We start from the raw sequence: 19,191 nt of genomic DNA on the forward strand, positions 1-19,191 counted from the left end.
AGGAAACGGTTTTCCAAGCTAACTGATAAACGGATTCATCTTCTTTTCCTTACCAATATTTGTGATCGGACCGTGACCTGGTAAAACAACCGTTTGATCAGGAAGGGTTAATAACTTTTGCTGAATGGAGGTCATCAATTGTTTAAAATCCCCTCCTGGTAAATCCGTTCGACCAATTCCTTCAGCAAATAACGTATCACCGCAAACGATTAAATTTTCCTCTTTAAAATAAAAGGAAACACTGCCAGGAGAATGTCCCGGTGTTTCGAAAACTTGGAAGGAAAAACCGGCCACTTCCAACCTTCCTTCCGTTCGAATCGACTCATCCGCCCCATTTATTCGAATCGGATTGTTTGGAAAAAATAGACCGGATCCGTTCAACATCGGTTGATCTAACCAATCCATTTCCTTCTCATGGACGTACAAGGGGGCGCCATATTCCATTCGTATGTCATCGGCTGCACCGATATGATCAAAATGGGCATGGGTTAATAAAATCGCCTCCAGTTTCAGTTGCCGTTTTTTTATAAATTCGATAATCCTTTCTGCTTCATTACCCGGATCGATGAAAAGACACCGATCTTCATTTATAAAACAATATCCATTCGTTTCCAAAGGTCCTAACACGAAACGTTCCCATTCCATATTTCCCACTCCTTTCCTAATTATTGTACATGACAAAGGAATAAATTCACATAATTTTTCATATAAAATATCAAAAAATTAGATGAATTTTCCTTTTTCTATTGTTATAATATTGTATATTTGGAAAATAGGAGGGTGTATAATGGGCACAGTCATTATAACAGCTTTAATCACATTATTAGCAATCTATGCGGCCTTTTCTACCTTGAAAAATAAAAATTACCTCGGTTTGATTTTTTCCTTAGCTACGGTTGGTGTCTTTGGCTTTTTTACCATTATGACCATCTTAAAAAGTGGTTTCCCTGAAGCGTAAAAATACTAGGCTTCTCAGTACTGAGTACTGAGAAGCCTAGTTTGTTAAAATTGAATAAACTCCATCATATCGCCTGATTTTAAAGCAATCATCTTTTCGAATAAATGGCCGGTCAAACAAAATTTTCCATCAGGAGAACAATTGAGCGGTGTATTTTCGATTTGATTAAGAAGAACTGATTTTTCCCCACTTTCAAGATTGAATTTCACTAATTGAAATCCTCCTTTATAAATATCAGCTTCCCCATAAGCAATCGGTTCAATCATAATGAATTCTTTCGTTTCTTCAATATAATTGTAGTATGGAATTTGCCATCCTGAAAAAGTGGAAAGATGAGGAGCGTAAAACGAGAAAAACGGTTGCATTTTTTTATCAAAAAATATAAATTCCGCTTCCTTTTCGTCCTTTTCCGAAACACCGATTGCAACATAGGAATCTCCTAGCCGGTCCAAATAATAAAATTCTTTCTCCGGAAAAGCCGTTTCAGTTGAACCCTTCTTATAAACAACCAACGGAGCTGTCATCGAAGGGATATCATAATTCCAATTCAGTAAAATCCAAGAATGATCGCCAAACCAGTATACAAAAGGATGGGGTAATTCGACGGTTTCAATTCTTTCTTCATCAATATGTAAAATATACGGCTGAAACGTCCAGTCTGCATAGAAAGTGACAATTAATATTTTATCTTCCCAATCCCGATTCCATTCATAATCGATTTCACTCGACTCAAATGTTTTTTCTAGAACAAGTTCATCTGTATCTAATCGATAGATTCGAATGGAAGCTTCGTAAAGTAAAGGGGAAGTATGAATTAAAAGATATTTCTTAGATGGACTAATCTTTGCCGAAATAATGGGATGGTCGGAAAAAAAGCGATCTTTCCGTTCTCCATTTTCGATATTGTATGAAAAAATAACGTCCTGTTCACCGTTCGATTCGGAAATTAGTATTTCCTTATTCGATTCCCATCCGACAACAAAACGAAATTGTTCCATATTGGTTTGATAGGTTACGATGGATTCAACGGACGACAACGGTGCCTTCATTTCCGTTCCAATCTCTTTTCCACTATGGTAACGGATTCGTTCAAATTGAGCGTTTTGGCATCCGGAAAGGAACAGAAGAAAGATAGCAAATAGAAATAAAAGGACTCTTTTTGTAAACGACCTCCCCATTCATCTCCCCCTTTCATTGTAGAAATGTCATTATAATAGACGAATAAATGAAAAAAATGTTTCATTTTCTTTAAAAAAAGATAACAAAAATCTTTCAATCCTTTTTTACAATCACAAAAAGAAAAAGCCTAAGTGGCTCCTTGATTACTGGATATTGTATTTACCTTTGATTCCATTTACAAATAAAGGGAAAGAAGAAATACACCTAACATTTCTTCATAAATGGTAGGAAACTGGGAGATTGAAATTGGATTCACCCCCTTCCCCAGTTCAAAGGTAAAGCCCGGTTTTCGATATGTTTGAATAAACCAATCTTTGTACCCTGCATGGCTATCCACATATCGAATGCTTTCATACCCACTTACTCTAGCAAATTCATTTGCTAGTCTTTCCGATTCCTCTGGTTCAAAGTTTTCGTATCCCCAATAAAATTCTTTTCCTTGTGTATGGAATGCTAACATTCGGGAAAATTGACGTTCGTTCGCAAGATTAGCCATTGTCTGGGCCTCCGGTTCTGTCAAAGGGGCATCTCCAGGATAATCCCTTGGAGCAGGTTTTTTCGGTTCTTTCCGTTCCTTCTCAATTTCCCAATTTGCAGGATATTGGTTATTCAAATCAACCCCGCGAATATTTGCTTTCCAACTTGAAAAATCAAGACTTCCCCCATTTATGGCTATAACTTCCTCCTTCATCTTCTCCGGTGGGCCTTTCAATACAAGATTGACCCCATCCGGATTAACCATCGGCACAACTGATACCCGATTTCGATTGTATAAAGGAAGGGAATAAATCCCTCGGATTGGATTACCGTTTACGAGGGAAAGGGCATATTCATTAATCAGTCGCATTAAAACGGGAGTAGTGATCCATTCATTTGCATGGAATGATCCGTTAAAATGAACGGCTCGATCTCCTCGGCCGATGTCTATTTCATAAATTGGCTTTCCTAATACCGTCTTTCCTATATCGTTTAAACGGATAAAAGGATATATTTCTTGAAGACGGTTGATGTGATCTACCATTTTTTCAAAAGAATAATTTTCCACATCCTGTACAATTGGTCCGGTTACTCTTTTCGGTAAATATACGGTCTCATTGATCATTAATTGATTTGGATTTACTTGGGGATTTAATAAAATTAAACCGTACACTGGAAGATTTAATTCCCTTGCTAATTTCCAAAGGGTATCCCCCTTTTGAATTTTTTTCTTATTAGTGATATAGCCAGGAATTTTTACTTCCTCACCAATTTGTAATGTTGTCGGCTCGATATTCGGATTTGCATCTTCAATTAAAGGTAGTGGAACTTGGAATAGGTTACTATAGAGCCAAAAAGTATCTCCCTTCCGTACCCTGACTTTCATCATGATCCCCCTTACCCTTTTTTTCTAATGTTCCTCTACTACAATCACTATTTTTTTTGACAAAAATAACGGAAATCAAACTCGGTTGATTAACGGTTTGTTTATTCTTTCCATTGATTGGGCATTTGTATCCCTATCCATTATATGTGGAACAAAAAATCTACTTGCCTGTACATAAACCGATTCGAAAGAATTATAGTACCGGTCCGGAGGATCAAGGGGGAATTTCATTTTTTAACTATGAATAAAACGCCTCATTCCAAACTGGTAAATAATCCAAATATTGTTCTTCGATGGCAGGAACATAATATACTCCATACGTTTTCAATCCATTTGCGTTTTTCATCGAGGGAAGCTCGACGAAAAATTGATAATAGGGCATCCAATACTTTTCCAAACCCTTTCGATATACGAGCTTTACCTTTTTTACATATTCCATACCTGGTAACGGCTCAGGTACGGTTGTTAAATAATGACCATTTTCTAACCGTTTTTTTGCCTCATCCACCGTTACAATCGGATAATTTCCTACCTCATTTGAAAGATCCGGCTGATTAATACGGATGAAAGAAAGATTCCCTTCTTCATCATTATGAAAAGAGACGGAATGAAAATGATAGTTGATAAGCTGTTCTTCAATTGTTCCTTCCCTGTCGAAAATGCTAATCCGAAAAAGTTGATCTCCGTCAATCGAGTAATCCCCCCCATGGATGTTGATTGTCGGTTTTTTCATTTGAAAGACGTATTGATATTCATCGATGAAAAACTGGGCCACTTTATAAAGTTCGTCATAGGATGCATCATAATAAAAATGAAATTCCTCTGGTAGCTCAATTTCTGGGTGAAATTTAATCGTCGTTAACAATGTTCTGTCGGTTTCTATTGTAATTGAATCTTGTTGAATATAAACTTGTTCTATTTCATACATTTCTTCCGGCACTTCTTTCCCGATGGCAGCATATTTTTCTTCAATCGACTTTATATCTTCATCGGATGGTTTTACTTGGACTTCAGCATTTTCAATCCCAAATAATTTTGCTACCCCTTCTGCTTTTTTCATCATCAATTGTACGAGTTTTTCCGATTGTTTTTCTTCTTTTTCAATATAAGAAGGATTTTTATATACGGGTAACGTTGAAATGTCCACATTCGGATCCCAAGGATTTTCATCGATGATCTCATCCACTTTGTAAGCCATCAATCCTTCAAAACCCATTCCCCCATTTGTAAAATCAATGGTAAGAATCGGTAAATGATCCTTTTGTTTCGTTGGATTCATTATCGGGTCGACTGTTTTTAGTTGACTCAAAATTCCAAAAGCAATAACGACCCCCGCCGCAGCCGGTAAGATCCAATGCCATACATTCTTCCTTTTCTTATAAAATTTTTCTCGGCTAGCTTCTTCAATAAATTGATCATCAATTCCATTCATCTTCTCAAATAATTTTAATCCTTTCATAGGTTGATTCCCTCCTCTTCTAAAAAATGTTTTAATTTCTTCCTACATCGAAAGAGAATCGACTTCACCTTGCTTTCACTAATGCTTAATTCATTTGCAATTGAATGAATAGGTTGTGCATACCAATATCTTTTTACAAAAACGATTCGTTGTTCCACCTTTAGGGATGCTAAAAATCGATTTACATGTTCAATAAGTTGATTTGTTTCCCATTCTTTTTCAACTGACTGCTTACTCGGAATACAACCTTCCAACTCATGGAAAATTTGTTCTATTTCCCCACCACCTCGTTTTTTTGCTCTTAATCTCCGGTATCTGTTAATGGCTATATTTCTTGTAATTTTCCCTAAATATGCTGAAAACATTTTCGGGTAATCATCTGGAATACAACTCCATGTTTTTAAATACGTATCACTAACGCATTCTTCGCTATCCTCGTTATTTTGTAAGATGTTATAAGCGATCCGATAGCAATACCGTCCGTATTTTTTATCCGTTTCAGAGATGGCCCTTTCCTTTCTCTCCCAATACAATTGAATAATATCTCCATCCTCCACTTTTCCTTCCCTCCTCTCTATATATAAAGACAAAAACCATTCTTGTTCGTTGCACAAAAAAATTCAGACCCCCTTTATTGTTGACGACATCTTCCATTTCATTACCATCACTGTTGGTAATGGAAGTTGAAAGGGATGGTTCCAAAAAGGGGGGCTCCAAAAAGTACAGTCCCTTTCATAAAAGCACATTTTCTGGTGGCGTTTTCCGTGTGCACGGTCAAGCCTTTTCGACTCGCAAACTCCGCTAGCGGGGTCTTCGATTCCTATTGTTCCCTGTAGGAGATCATCCGCCCCCTTCCCTTTTAGGGATTAATCAAAGTGCCCCAATCCCTTTCTCAAAATTAAAAATTTATTACTTAATCCTCTATTTCCGTCTATTTTGTGTAAAAATAAAAATATCCGTACTATAGCGAGTACGGATATTAAATATATCTTTCTATTTATTCAATGATTCTACCAGTATTCACATCATAAAATCGAAGTAGATCGCCATAAATAATTTGGTCTGAATAATTAAGTTCATAAAGAATCTTTTGAATGTATTGGTCACCATTTGGTACGTCAATTGGTTCTCCAGTTTTCGTATCATAAAACGTTCCTGTCGTATAGGTGATTTTGTCGGTGACAAATCGGCCATCCCGGAATATGACGGGGTTATCTTTATTCGGTGAAAATAAATCTTGTCCAAAATGTATATCCGTTTTCTTTTCAATTCCAAGCAGATGCAAAATCGTCGGTTTTAAATCAATTTGACCGCCCAATGTTGATATCGTCTCACCCTTTTGACCAGGGATATGAATAATGAGCGGTACCTTTTGCAACTCAACGACATCAAAGGGTGTAATTTCCTTTTCAAAATATTCACCTAAAGCTTCATTATGTTTCTCAGATATTCCGTAATGGTCCCCGTACATAATAATGATCGAATCGTCGTAAATTCCTTCTTCCTTTAACCGTTCAATAAACGTCTTTACTGCCTCATCTTCATAACGAACAGTCGTAAAATAGCGATTTAATATATCACTGGAAGAATGAAAAGGTTGAATATACATATCTTTTTCATCTAAAATAAACGGATGATGGTTCGTTAATGTAATGAACTTAGCAAAATACGGTTTAGGAATCTCCTTTAAATAGTCCATCGACTGTTTGAAAAAGTGGATATCTTTTAATCCCCAACCGATGGAATTTTCCTCGGTTACATCGTAATCTTCCAAACTATAAAATCGATCGTAACCTAAAGATTGATACATCATATTCCGATTCCAAAAGGCTTTATTATTTGCATGGAAAGATGCGACATAATAATTGTTTTCCTTTAAAATTTTCGCAAGAGAAATATATTCATTCCCTGCATGGGTAAAAAATACCGCCCCACGTCCGAGGGGATACAATGAGTTATCTAGGAGAAATTCCGAATCGGACGTTTTTCCTTGACCGGTTTGATGATAGAAATTATCGAAATAGTAACTTTCCTTTATAAAATCATTTAAAAAGGGTGTAATTTCTTGACCATTTACCGTCCGATTAATTACAAAATTTTGGGTGGACTCTAAGGAAATCAAAATGATATTTTTTCCTTTGCCAATTCCGAATAAATCTTGATTTGGTTCCTTATCCATCGAACGTGTGTAGTTGAGGATTTCAACAAGGTCATCACCAGTTGCCAATGCTTTTTGCGCACTCGTTTTTGATTGCAAATAAATATCGTACAACGTGTAATTATAAGGTCCGATATTTTTAACGAGCATTTCTCGATCAAACGTTCTCGTCAACAGTTCCGGACGTTGGATCTCTGCCAAACCTAAATTAAAAAACACGATGGAAGCTGTAGTTAAATAATAAACGCGCCGTTCGACCTTCGAAAAGGATTGGTGTTTCCAAAATTTCGGTTTTTTATAAAGGATAATCGCTAAAATAATAACATCGGTAAAATAAAAGATATCGGTTAAGTTCATTTCCGACATAACGCTAATATCTAAATCGTGAAAATTCCCCGTTTGAAACATAACCGGAATCGTAATAAAGTCATTAAAAAAACGATAGAAAACGATATTGGCATATAAGATCAAGGAAGTGATTAGGCTTACCGAAAAAAGATATTTGTTTCGATATTTTTCATTTATAAACATGGATAATCCGAATACGATTAATAAAAAGCTAACAGGGCTAATTAGTAATATAAACTCCTGCATCTTATTATCAATCGTAATATTAAAAGCGACTTTATATGTAATATACGTCTTCACCCATAATAAAACTGTCGCAAACAAGATTGGTGAAAACTTCGATTGTTTTAATAATTTCATAGTATTACCTCCCAGTATCAATCCGAAATGAAAATAAACACCCCTTATATCTTCCTTAGGGAGAATCCCCTTTTATTGATATTGACGATATGTCTAGCAAAAAGGTTTCAGAAAAAAAATCCATTTCTATGAAAAAATGAAATTCGGGCGTTATTTCATTTTCGGAAAAAGGGAGTTTTCCTTACAAAAACTCCCTTTCTACGGGCAACACGTGGTTTTATAAATCATTCGTTTACGCCTTATCTGTTCGATTCTTTTTCACAAGCCACGCTGCACCAATAACCCCCGCATCATTACCTAACGTTGCGAGTAATATATTCGTATCTTTTTTCGAAGGAGGGAAAGCGAACTGATCATAATAAGATTTAATCGGGGTAAGGAGCGTATCCCCTGCTTTCGAAACTCCGCCACCAACGATAATCGCTTCTGGATTGAGTAAAGCGGCGATATTCCCAAAGGCATATCCTAAATAATAGGCAACTTGATCGACCACTTCTTTTGCCAATGCATCTCCTGCTTCTTTCGCTTCAAATACATCCTTGGAAGTAATGGTTTCCGTCTTGTCATAACGATCCTTTAACATCGAATTTTCCGTCCAACTGGATAATTTTTCCATTGCCAATCGTACGACACCAGTTGCAGAGGCTACCGTTTCCAAACAACCGTTTTTCCCACAATTGCATCGATAACCGTTTTCCGGTTGGACTGTCATATGTCCGATTTCTCCACCACCCCCATTGGATCCGGATACGATTTCACCATTGACAATAATACCGCCGCCGACACCGGTACCAAGGGTTATGCAGATCATATTCTTCAAATCCTTACCTGACCCGAGCCACATTTCACCAAAAGCCGCACAGTTCGCATCATTTTCCACATATGAAGGCAATTGAAGATGCTTTTCTAATTCGGATTTTAATGGGAATTGTTCCCAACCTAAATTTACCGCCCTTGAGATTACACCATCACGTACGACAGGCCCTGGTGCACCCATTCCAACACCGAGAAACCGCTCTTTCGGAATTTGTAATTTTTCGATTTCTTTTGAAAAAGATTGAGCAATGTTCGGGACAATCATTCGACCGTTTTCTGAAATGTCTGTTGGGATTTCCCATTTATGTATAAACTGCCCATCATCATTTATAATCGCCAATTTCGTGGACGTTCCTCCTAAATCGATGGAAAATATATAATCCTTTTTCATTCCAATCTACCTCTCTTTTCCTTTTCCTTTTGAATTTCCTGCCGTAGCAATAAAAGAGCCATTTGATATTCCTTTATATCGATTAATTGGGAGCGGTAAATTTCTTTAAGTTCCGCTTCCATTAGTTCCAAATCACCTAAACGATTTCCCACATAAATAATGCTTCCGTAGGATTTCAATAGTTGTTGAACGTCATAGATCGTCTTCATTCGTTCTATCCTCCCCTACCAAATTCCATTATACACCATCCCACTTCAATGTTCATTGTATTTTTGTAGTAAGGGAAAACAATTTTTCATTAAAAATTGATCGATGTATCCAAAAGTTTCGTAACCAAACTTAATCATACATTTGAAGGGCATCACCCATCAAAGTCCAAAAATTATGCTGCAACTTTCTGTAAAAAGATTTATTTTTTCCTCTCACGTTTTTCCAATCAAACCTTTGTACTAGCTTGTCGTAACAAGGAAAAGGAATCCAATTCGAATAGGATCTAATACAAATCAACATAAAAATAGGTCAAATTCATATATTTTCTACTGAAGCCTCATTTTTACGTACCGATGGGAAAGGTTGGAGAGGAACGGTGAAGAGGGAAACGCTCATTTTATTCTTTATTACAGGACTAATTTTCTTTTCTTATTTGTATTGGGAAAAGGAGAAAATGGAGGAGACGAAAGAAAGCATCACTTACTTTCCTCCCGATCCGAATGCTTCCTTTTTCCAAACAAGTACTGACTTACAATATGAGGGACGAAAAAAGAAATGGTTTGAAATCACCCTCCGATCTTTTTCCAATTTCGACCAAAGGGCTTATTTACGCCAGGATGTGACCTTTCTTTTTGCCAATGGCCGACTAATTGGAAAAGTCAGCAACTGGAAAAGGGATGTACGCGAATTGGAAATGAAGAAAACATTCCCCTTTAATGAAGATGCCCTCTTCCAGGCAATTACTTTTCATCATTCAGAAATCCATGAATCGAACGAGAAAATAACGAGTGTCCAAGCCCTATCGGAGGACGAATTATACGTGGTAAAGACCGGGGCTTCAACGATACACTTCCACGAACCAAAAACAAAAGAGGAAGCGCTGTGGAAGGAAATGCTAGATCAAAAATCAGAAGAAACATTGAAAAATAGTAAACAATTCGCAACACAAACGGGCCATATCCAACCGATCCTGTACGATCCCATCCCGTTAACAAAACTAGCCACCTATTCCAATGAACCGTTCCCCCATTATTCAATGGAAGAAACGAGGAGAATCATCGGACAATTGATGGAGGGATTGTATAAAAATTATTTTTTCGGAATGAAAAATCAGGAGGGGGCAATCATCCCTCCACTCGGTAGTAGTATTCCAATCATTTGGATTCCAAAAAATAAAAATCATTTATTTATTACCATCGAAACATCAGACGGACAGATGATCATACTTCAACAAAACATTCAGTCCTAAAAAAATGATTTATATATTTGGATAAGTAAATCCGTAGTACAACATTCCAGCAGTAAAAATGACTGTGACTAACAGAAAAACCCACCGTTTATTGAATCGGTCTTGTTTTGGTAAATACGATACGCCTGAAGCTAAAAATCCACCGATAAGTCCGCCAATATGACCGGCCATATCGATATTTGGAACGATAATACCTAATAGCAAATTTAACCCAATAACAACGAGAACATTCATACCCATCGTTCGGAAAAACAAACGGGGATAGACGATACCAAAATATAACAGGGCCCCGAAACAACCGAAGATTGCACCACTTGCTCCGGCAGAAATCGTTGGACTGAAAATAAAGCTTGCCAACGATCCGAAAAATCCGGAAAATAAATAGATAAACAAAAATCGGGATCTCCCAAACAATTTTTCCACGATCGTTCCTAAATAGTATAAGGCGATACTATTCATCAATAAATGAATGATTCCGATATGTAAGAAAATGGGGGTAAAAAACCGCCACCATTCCCCGTCTAAAATTAGCGGGTTAAATTTTGCGCCATATTGAATCAGAACATATGGATTCTCGCTCCCACCCATCAATTCCATTAGGAAAAAAACTAGGATTTGTACGACTAGAAACAAATTCGTAAAAAAGGGTTTCCCTGCTTCAAATATTCTCCTTTCCTTTTTCACTTCTTTAGAAGCTAAGTTCATCACCGCATTTTTCACGGTTTCGATTTCATACGGTTCATAATGATCTTTTACTGAATCGATGGACATATTGCCGAAAAATTTTTGGAATTCCGATAAGGAATGTTGAACATCGTTCGTCAAAAACAAGGACGTATAAACGGATACACGTTCATTTTTAACGGCTCTAGACCAGCCTAAATGATCCTCATAATCATTGACAGGTGGAAGGGGAGTAATATACAAACTAAATACATCCAATCGTTTTTTATAAAAGGATTGACGAATCACCTCTCCGTTTCTTTTCGTTCGGACAATATCGTTTCTTAACCAATTACTCCAATCCAGATCCGTTCGAATGATTCGAATCAGAGGAAATGGTTTTTCATAAATATTTTCCAACCATATTTCATTACCGTTCGGTGAGAGATTAATCATTCGGTATTTTTTTTCAGACATCAAATAGTGAACGATTCGCCAAAAAACGTATTCTTCTTTGAAACTCAATCGCTTCCCTACTTTCCCATTTCGTTTTTTCCGATTTCTTCATCTTTTCTTATACAAATACTATATCGAATGATAAAAGAAATTGTAAAGCAGAATTCGTGTTTTCTTTCCTTTTCATCGATAAAAAATAGACAGGTTTCGAACCTGCCTTCTTCTCCTTTTTTCCCGAACTCCTTTATTCGATATTCGAATCCATTTTTTTAGGAAAGAGCGTGAATATCAATCTGTTCCGAAATAAGGGAGATTTCATAAAAAGTGATACAACGAACTTCCGAACGGTTTCATTTTGTAAAACCGTATTCATTAGTTTGTAACGGTTTCGATACATAAAAAAAAGAAGGAAAGCAAACATCAGTTTCCGTATTACACGTATTTTCATACCTTTCACCCTCCTTCCGTTAGTTTCCGATAACTAAACACTTTTTATCCAAAAAATTGATAAAAAAGGAGGGAAAGGATAGAGGTGAAACATATGGATAAGAAATTGACCATATGATTATTTACACCTTGAACTCCTTGAATTTGAACCGTTTTGACTCCACAATGGCTACGACTTTCCGTTATATTTCCACATTTGGAACACCGAAACCGTTCTTGTACGGTTACTCCTAGCACTGAATCGACGAACATGCCAAGTAAACCGAACATCGTTAACAAAAATAGATCCTTTCCACTTATGATCGAAGGCCAAAGGAGTAAAGCGGTGAAACTTACGACAAAAGAGCCAGCAAGTCCCGCCAAAGTACCAAGCATAGATACGGCACCTGAAGTTCCCTTCTCTACTCTTTTTGCCGTAAATAATATCACGGGTTTTTGCTTACTGAATACACCGATTTCCGATGCCCATGTATCCCCATTTGCACTTGCAATACTGACGATAAAACCGATCAACAGTAGCGGATGATCGGTGAGAGCAAATAGTAGACTAAAAAGGCTTGCTATAAAACCGTTTGCAAACACCTGCGCCCCATTCCGCCCTTTTTCCTTATCGATGACTGGTAGATCCATTTGTTTTCGATTTTTTCCCCATTTTGACCAAAAGGTGGATGTGAAAAAAAATAAACCGAGTAACACTAATCCCTTCCATTCCAATCCAGCCCAAATCGCTAGACCAACAAAAATCGATGCGACCATGCCGCTCCAATTTAACGCTTGTATAGATCGGGAAACGATGGAAATGAAAAAAATCCCAAGGACGATGAAAACATCAATTGCCACAGTCGATGACTTCCTTTTCCGTTACGATTAATTCCACCCTTTCATCATGTTTTTCCACGGGAATATCATCTACAATTTGGTCTTGAAAAGCAAGGGAGATTCTTTTTCCACGGAAGTTTTGTAAAAATCGATCGTAATATCCTCCCCCTTGACCAATTCGATGTCCGTTTCTGGAAAAAACAACTCCGGGTACAATAAGTAGTTGGATCTTCTCCTTCTCAATTGCCTCCACCTTTTCTTCATCCGGTTCAAATAATCCGAAATACCCCTTTTCCAACTCATTGAAATATTGGATTTGAAAAAAAATCATTTCCTTTGTAGCGGGTATACATTTTGGAACGGCTACCGTTTTCCCCATTTTCCACGCCTGTTCAATTAAAGCATATGTATCCACTTCAGGAAAAATCGATATGGTAACACCGATGATGTCCGACCTTTTCCAAACATCCGTTTCAAACAAATTTTTTTTAATGGCACGAGATTCTTTGAGATAGTCGGAACGATCCATGTCCATTAATATATTTCGAATCGCCTTTCTTAACTTTTTCTTTTCATTCTTCATCCCATCTTCCCCCTTGAAATAAACATGCATCTTCTAATTATATAAACGATTTTCAACGAAATAACAAATTTTAGAAAGGAAGGAATCAACCCAATTCCCAGTTCAAAGCATAAAAAAACAGCAGGTTCCACTCCTGCTGCTCACTTAGTTTCTCTGTGTAACGTCACTTTCTTATCACGAGGACAATACTTTTTTAATTCCAAACGGTCTGGATTATTCCGTTTATTTTTTGTGGAAATATAATTACGTTCTCCGCATTCCGTACAAGCTAACGTAATGTTTACACGCATACGAATCCCTCCAGTCTTACACAAATTACGACTTTTCTATAATATCATTTTTCCCTAGAAAAAGCTAGTATTTGTTTTAATTGTTTATCTTTCTTAAGCAACTCCTCCTCAGACATCGTTTTCGACATTAGCATCCAAGTGTATGCTCGAGCAACCTCAAAGGGTTCAAGTCGATGTTCAAAGGAATAAAGGCCAATTACATTCCCACAGGCAATTGGGCGGAAGGGAATTTTTCCATTTACGATTTTTTCACACGTTTCTCCCTTTTGTATCACACCGTATTGGTTGAAGGATCGATCTTTAAAAATACCAGACATAAGAAATAGTCCTTTATTATTTGTAAAAAACAGCACATTTTCCACTGGCGATGCAAAGCCATAATGATAATCAGACAGATGTAAATCGTTTTCCACATAAAGTTTCAGAGGAATCGAAAAATTTTTTTTATTTTTAAACGTGATTTCCGATAAATAATCGACACCTCGTAAACTTTTCACTGTTAGGGAAATATGTAATGATTTTACAACAGCCGTTTGTTCATTATTCAAAAATAGTGGGATCATCTCCCCACCTAAATATAAAAAATAGTTCGAACGGATATAAGATTTTAAAGGATTGGATGATTCGTTCGTACCGATTGTTTTCATATTTTCACGTCCCTACCGTTGGCCTTCGCACTCCATCGAAAACCATCTTTTTATTATCGTACCATTAAAAGAATATTTGAACAATAAACAAAATTTGTCGTATTTTGAAAAAGATTTTTCTTTCAATAAAAATTATTAATCTATGCGAATGATAAGGGGTATGGTACACTAGATTGGGGTGATCGATATGGAAAGTTTTTTAATCGGAATTATCATATTTTCTGCCATCCTATTTTTCCTATCTTTCTTTCTTCCAAATCGAACTAAGGAATTAAAGGATGAGATTGAACAATTATCCATCAAACTTTATCAAGAAAACTATCAAATAAAAAAACGATTAAGCCTTTTGGAAGAAGAACTTCTGATGGCCAACGACCTGCCGAAAAGGAATGAAAAACCCGATTTTCACCCGATCATCGTCAATCAAGTCCGCCTGCTCCATAAAGACGGGGTTCCCGTTGAAAAAATCGCCAAGCAAGCTGCATTGACAGAAGATGAGGTGTATGGGATTTTAGATTCGACTGATCGCGGGGTGTGAAAATGGATCGAAAAATTTTACAAGCTTTTTCTCTCGGAATGTTGTTCGTTTCCATCTCCATCTTTTCATATTTTACCTTTTTTCTGGGAGACGAATTGGAACGAGCAAAGCAAACAATGGTTGAACATGGATATACATATATAAAAAAGGATCATTTAAACAACTTAGAAGAACAAATTGCCCAATTGAAAAAGGAAAATACCGAATTACAATCAACGCTTTCGGAAAAAAAAGAGAAAACAGAGGAAAAAGGCGAATCTTCCCAATTGGTAGAAATTGAAATTGAACCGGGAATGGTTTTAGATACCATCGCCCAAATGCTCGAAGAAAAAGGCGTAATCAACAATAAAAGGGAATTTGTAAAATTTGTCGAACAATCGGACAAACAAACAGGAATTCGAACGGGTGTTTTTCATCTTCATGAAAAAATGACCTATGATGAAATAGTATTAATCATAACGAAATAGGGGCTGTCAAAAAGTACAGCCCCTGTCTTCGTAAATGAAAAATTCAGTTGTACCTATTTCGGTGACGGCACTTTCCGCAGGCACGCCTCAACCTCCTCGACTTACGAGGTCGTCTTAGCCCGCCACCTTCCCTTTTATCAACTTAGGGACCGATCGGACAGTCCCTTTTTATAAAAAAACGAAATATTGATGCACCTTTTGCTAAGGAAAAATGTACGTTAATCCTCTTCTGTAACGTTTATTTCCTCATCTTCTGTAGTGGAAGTATCCGATTGCTCCACATCTTCCTTCATTCTCTTCTCCTTCAAATCGAAATACGTTCGTAAAACACGTCGACTGATGACATTGGCAATCGAATACCGTGATCGGGTTCCTTCAAAATACGCATTCGGTGCAACGACCGCAATCGCCACCTCAGGATCATCGTATGGTGCAAAGCCGACGAATGTTAAATTTTCTGTCCGCCTTCCTTTTCCATCATACGTTTGGGCCGTCCCCGTTTTTCCCGCCAAATCATATGGCTCATTCGCAAAATAATATCTTGCCGTCCCTTGTGAGCCATGGGTAACGAGCCAAAATCCTTCTTTAACCCGGTCAATCCATTCCTCTTTCATATCTACCCGATTTAAAACGACCGGCTTAAATTCTTCGACAATCGGGCCTAATTCGTCACTGTTCGTATTCGGTTCACGAATTTCCTTCACAAGTTGAGGCTTCATCCGATACCCTCCGTTGGCGATCGTCGATACGTATTGGGCTAATTGAATCGGCGTGTACGTATCTAGCTGACCGAAACCGTAATAAAGAAGACTTCCTGGTTCAGTCGCTTTTACTGTTCCTTTGATCCCGGTCGCCTCATTTGGAAAGCCGATACCCGTTTCAACACCTAATCCGAACTGGGCGAAATATTTGCGCATCACATCAATTTGACTCGTATCAATAATTAGGGGACCACCCGGTGTATACGTTCCTCCGGCGATCGCTAAAGCAATCTTTGCCATATAAACGTTCGATGATCTTTCCAAAGCTTTTAAATCAGTGATAGACCCCATAGTAGAAACAGAAGAGATCGTAACATTGCCTTTAAATCGCATGACCTCATCTCGTAGTACCGTTCCCGCGGAAATAACCCCCGTTTCATATCCCATCAATACCGTTGCCCCTTTGACCACAGAACCGGGAACGAAGGCATATGTAAACGTACCGTTCGAATAATCAATAAAATCCTTTTCCTCACGATTATATTGTTTTCCTGCCAATGTCAAAATTTCGCCCGTCTTCGGATTCATGACGACGACAAAGGCACTGTCAAAGGTTTCCGTATTTGGATATTCAATCATCGTTAAAATTTCTTCTTGAATGATTTTTTCGACCTCTGCCTGTAATTCCATATCGATTGTTAAGACGACATCATACCCGCTTTTCCCTTCGGATAAAATCTCGGTATCGACCACATTCCCACTTCGGTCGGTCACCGTTTTTACGACAGATTTCTGTCCTTGAAGAACTTGTTCCAACATTTCTTCCAAATAGCTCGTACCGACCCGATCATTTAATTTATACCCCATAGACGTATAATAGTTCGCCTTTTCCGCAGGGATATTTTTCACACTTCCTAATAAATGAAAGGTTTTATCGTAAGTTTTTTCCCGCTCCCAATCGATGGTAATATCGACTCCAGGAAGGTCGCTTAAATGTTCACTCACAAGAGCATACTCTTCATCTGTTACACCTTCATTTTTCACGATAGACGGTGTCAAGGCCGGTGCTCGATACAATTTCCAATAAATACTAGCTAAGTTTAAGTCGACTTCCTTTAAATCTTCTTCAGTTATTCGAGATAGTTTTAATTGGTAAATTTCCTTGTCATTTAAATTTCTTTTCTCTTCTTCCGTTACCTTTTCGTCACCCCTGTTGTTTTCCAAAAGCCAAAGATCTTTCAATTCCCTTGTTGTCACCTTTTCCTTATCATCTCCCATATCAATCAATTCCGTTAATTTTTTCGCGACCTCTAGCAATTCCTTCGGCTGGGGATTAATTGTGGGCGTATATGTAATCGCTTTTCTCGGCGTGTTATAGGCAATCTTTTCATAATTCCGATCGTAAATTTCTCCCCGTGGTACAGCACTGCTTACGGATATTTCATCCGTTTGTTCGACTTGCTTCCGATAATTCTCTCCCTGAACAATTTGGACAATGCCAAGTCGGAGAATCAATACGGAAAATAAAAGAAAAACGATAAAAAATAATATATTCATCCTAACGGGGACATGACTTTTCTTTTTTCTCTTTTGCTTTTTTTTCAACAGACAATCCCTCTTTCCCGTAATACAAGTAATCTACGAGCCTACCATACATATTGTAATAAAAATTCGATCGAATATCCATAGTCCTTTTTACAAGGCATTGGAAGCGGAAAGATTGAAAAATGAGAAAAGGGGAAAAAGGGGAAGCCTTAAAAAGGGGGAGATTCATCCAGATGCACATTTCGGATAAAAACATAAATCAGCAAATAACCGCTTCCAAAAACGACTAATAATATAGGAATCACTATCTTAACCGGAAACAAGGAAATGCCGATCAAAAAGGAGAAAATCGATACCATTCGCCCTATATTTAAAAACACTTCCCGTACAACTACATATTCCACCCGCATTTCGGCTGCATGTCTACTTTTTCCTATTACATCATATGAAGTGGACAAAAACGGAACGAGGACGATCGGATACGCAAAAGCAATCACACCAGAATAAAGCAATAAAAGTGTATAATTCACTTGGAAAATAATGATAAAAATCGACAGGAACAATACCATTCCACCAAACAAAATGGCCGACTTCCGATATCGTTTTCGAATAAACCGTCCGGAAACATAATATGTAATAAACGATACGAAGGAATGGACAAAGGCAAAAGTACCAAGAGCCATTTCACTACCGGTAACAATGTATACGTAAACATTAATAATAAAAGCAAAGATGCCCTCCCTTAATCCTTGGGAAATCGTCGCATTTGTAATCATCTTCCAATTTCGATTTCGCTTTCTTTCTTTCAGCACCGTTAAAAAGAAATAACGTCCTTCAGCGGAACGTCGTTTCATAAAAAAACTGAGAAGGCTAGCTACAGCGAACAAACCGAGGGAGATGGAGAATATAATCATATATCCCGTAAATTGTTCAAACTGAGAAATAATCAATCCTGCCACAATCGGTCCAACCATCCCACCGGCAGAACTTAATACGCCTAAAAACCCATTAAAAAAATCCCGATTATCCGGTTCCGTAATCTCAAAGGTTAACACATTGTATGCCAGCCAATAAAAACCGTAACCAGCCCCGAGTAACCCACCGAGAAAAAACAAATAATTTCCAGCAGAATTTCCACTTAACAACACAGTGACGAAAAAAACAGCTAAAAATACAAGTCCAATCCGAAGCACGACAATTCGATCGACTCTTTTGGCAACTTTACCGGCAATAATAAACGTGATGAACTGAATCATTGCTAGTAAAAAATTATAAAACCCTAAGTGAAAAAAATTACCTGTTTTTTTCCACAAATATACATTCACAAATGTATTCGATAGAGCTACACTTAGTGAATATATTCCTCCGATAGCCAACAATAAACGTAAATCACGGGTTAACCGGTCCTTAAGGTACCATGTTTTTATTTTCAACATTCCAAACGCTCCTTTACAAACGTATTGTTTGTAAAAGGCGATGGAGATATGCAAAAGATACGAGGGAAAAATGTATGGAAATACCCTTTTCTAAATCAATAAAAAAGG

The 19,191-nt window shown here is 37.4% G+C and carries 19 protein-coding genes; 4 read left to right on the forward strand and 15 right to left on the reverse strand.

The genetic code is table 11. The annotated features are described in order from the left end of the window. Positions 1 to 18: 18 nt before the first annotated feature. On the reverse strand, positions 19 to 645 hold the full coding sequence (locus OE105_RS07350) for an MBL fold metallo-hydrolase (protein ID WP_275419564.1): 627 nt from the start codon (positions 643 to 645) through the stop codon (positions 19 to 21). 142 nt (positions 646 to 787) lie between these two features. Here OE105_RS07350 and OE105_RS07355 point away from each other — a divergent pair, with 142 nt between their 5' ends. Further along, positions 788 to 958 carry a DUF2759 domain-containing protein gene (locus OE105_RS07355; protein ID WP_275419565.1) on the forward strand — a complete coding sequence of 57 codons (171 nt, stop codon included), beginning with the start codon at positions 788 to 790 and terminating at the stop codon, positions 956 to 958. A 44-nt stretch (positions 959 to 1,002) separates the two neighbouring features. Here OE105_RS07355 and OE105_RS07360 read toward each other — a convergent pair whose 3' ends face one another. From OE105_RS07360 to OE105_RS07390, 7 genes are all read right to left on the reverse strand, one after another. Then, positions 1,003 to 2,136, reverse strand: a complete 1,134-nt coding sequence (locus OE105_RS07360; protein WP_275419566.1) for a YqgU-like beta propeller domain-containing protein — start codon at positions 2,134 to 2,136, stop codon at positions 1,003 to 1,005. A gap of 176 nt (positions 2,137 to 2,312) precedes the next feature. Next, positions 2,313 to 3,500: a M14 family metallopeptidase gene (locus OE105_RS07365; RefSeq protein ID WP_275419567.1), complete on the reverse strand. Its 1,188-nt coding sequence runs from the start codon at positions 3,498 to 3,500 to the stop codon at positions 2,313 to 2,315. Between the two features lie 238 nt (positions 3,501 to 3,738). Then, positions 3,739 to 4,959: a hypothetical protein gene (locus tag OE105_RS07370; protein WP_275419568.1), complete on the reverse strand. Its 1,221-nt coding sequence runs from the start codon at positions 4,957 to 4,959 to the stop codon at positions 3,739 to 3,741. Further along, positions 4,956 to 5,516, reverse strand: coding sequence for an RNA polymerase sigma factor (locus OE105_RS07375; RefSeq protein WP_275419569.1), 561 nt, complete (start codon positions 5,514 to 5,516; stop codon positions 4,956 to 4,958). Before OE105_RS07375 ends, OE105_RS07370 begins: the two co-directional genes overlap by 4 nt. Positions 5,517 to 5,956: 440 nt before the next feature. Further along, positions 5,957 to 7,825, reverse strand: a complete 1,869-nt coding sequence (locus OE105_RS07380) for an LTA synthase family protein (RefSeq protein ID WP_275419570.1) — start codon at positions 7,823 to 7,825, stop codon at positions 5,957 to 5,959. A 232-nt stretch (positions 7,826 to 8,057) separates the two neighbouring features. After that, positions 8,058 to 9,032 carry an ROK family glucokinase gene (locus OE105_RS07385; protein ID WP_275419571.1) on the reverse strand — a complete coding sequence of 325 codons (975 nt, stop codon included), beginning with the start codon at positions 9,030 to 9,032 and terminating at the stop codon, positions 8,058 to 8,060. Then, entirely contained in the window at positions 9,029 to 9,241 is a 213-nt protein-coding gene (locus OE105_RS07390; RefSeq protein WP_275419572.1) for a YqgQ family protein, read from the reverse strand. The genes OE105_RS07385 and OE105_RS07390 overlap by 4 nt, the downstream gene beginning before the upstream one ends. 377 nt (positions 9,242 to 9,618) lie before the next feature. Here OE105_RS07390 and OE105_RS07395 point away from each other — a divergent pair, with 377 nt between their 5' ends. Continuing rightward, complete coding sequence (locus OE105_RS07395) at positions 9,619 to 10,491, forward strand: hypothetical protein (protein WP_275419573.1); 873 nt, start codon at positions 9,619 to 9,621, stop codon at positions 10,489 to 10,491. A 9-nt stretch (positions 10,492 to 10,500) separates the two neighbouring features. On the opposite strand, the gene OE105_RS07400 is transcribed toward OE105_RS07395, so the two are convergent. The 5 genes from OE105_RS07400 to OE105_RS07420 all read right to left on the reverse strand — a co-directional run bounded on the left by OE105_RS07400 (position 10,501) and on the right by OE105_RS07420 (position 14,396). Then, complete coding sequence (locus OE105_RS07400; RefSeq protein ID WP_275419574.1) at positions 10,501 to 11,679, reverse strand: rhomboid family intramembrane serine protease; 1,179 nt, start codon at positions 11,677 to 11,679, stop codon at positions 10,501 to 10,503. 423 nt (positions 11,680 to 12,102) lie between these two features. Next, the gene (locus OE105_RS07405; RefSeq protein ID WP_275419575.1) at positions 12,103 to 12,897 is read right to left on the reverse strand and encodes a DUF92 domain-containing protein; all 795 of its coding nucleotides are present in this window, start codon (positions 12,895 to 12,897) and stop codon (positions 12,103 to 12,105) included. Further along, positions 12,887 to 13,459, reverse strand: a complete 573-nt coding sequence (locus OE105_RS07410) for a 5-formyltetrahydrofolate cyclo-ligase (protein WP_275419576.1) — start codon at positions 13,457 to 13,459, stop codon at positions 12,887 to 12,889. The genes OE105_RS07405 and OE105_RS07410 overlap by 11 nt, the downstream gene beginning before the upstream one ends. Positions 13,460 to 13,599: 140 nt before the next feature. Further along, entirely contained in the window at positions 13,600 to 13,749 is a 150-nt protein-coding gene (gene rpmG, locus OE105_RS07415; RefSeq protein ID WP_275418199.1) for a 50S ribosomal protein L33, read from the reverse strand. Between the two features lie 44 nt (positions 13,750 to 13,793). Then, the gene (locus tag OE105_RS07420; RefSeq protein ID WP_275419577.1) at positions 13,794 to 14,396 is read right to left on the reverse strand and encodes a hypothetical protein; all 603 of its coding nucleotides are present in this window, start codon (positions 14,394 to 14,396) and stop codon (positions 13,794 to 13,796) included. A 187-nt stretch (positions 14,397 to 14,583) separates the two neighbouring features. Here OE105_RS07420 and OE105_RS07425 point away from each other — a divergent pair, with 187 nt between their 5' ends. Next, positions 14,584 to 14,934, forward strand: coding sequence for a hypothetical protein (locus OE105_RS07425; RefSeq protein ID WP_275419578.1), 351 nt, complete (start codon positions 14,584 to 14,586; stop codon positions 14,932 to 14,934). A gap of 2 nt (positions 14,935 to 14,936) precedes the next feature. Further along, a complete protein-coding gene (locus OE105_RS07430) occupies positions 14,937 to 15,401 on the forward strand; it encodes a hypothetical protein (protein ID WP_275419579.1) in 465 nt (154 codons plus the stop codon). A gap of 218 nt (positions 15,402 to 15,619) precedes the next feature. On the opposite strand, the gene OE105_RS07435 is transcribed toward OE105_RS07430, so the two are convergent. Together OE105_RS07435 and OE105_RS07440 are read right to left on the reverse strand one after the other, a co-directional pair. Then, a complete protein-coding gene (locus OE105_RS07435) occupies positions 15,620 to 17,659 on the reverse strand; it encodes a peptidoglycan D,D-transpeptidase FtsI family protein (RefSeq protein WP_275422129.1) in 2,040 nt (679 codons plus the stop codon). 197 nt (positions 17,660 to 17,856) lie between these two features. After that, a complete protein-coding gene (locus tag OE105_RS07440; protein WP_275419580.1) occupies positions 17,857 to 19,083 on the reverse strand; it encodes an MFS transporter in 1,227 nt (408 codons plus the stop codon). Positions 19,084 to 19,191 lie beyond the last annotated feature (108 nt).

It is taken from the genome of Fervidibacillus halotolerans (genome assembly GCF_026547205.1).
GTDB lineage: Bacteria > Bacillota > Bacilli > Bacillales > Caldibacillaceae > Fervidibacillus > Fervidibacillus halotolerans.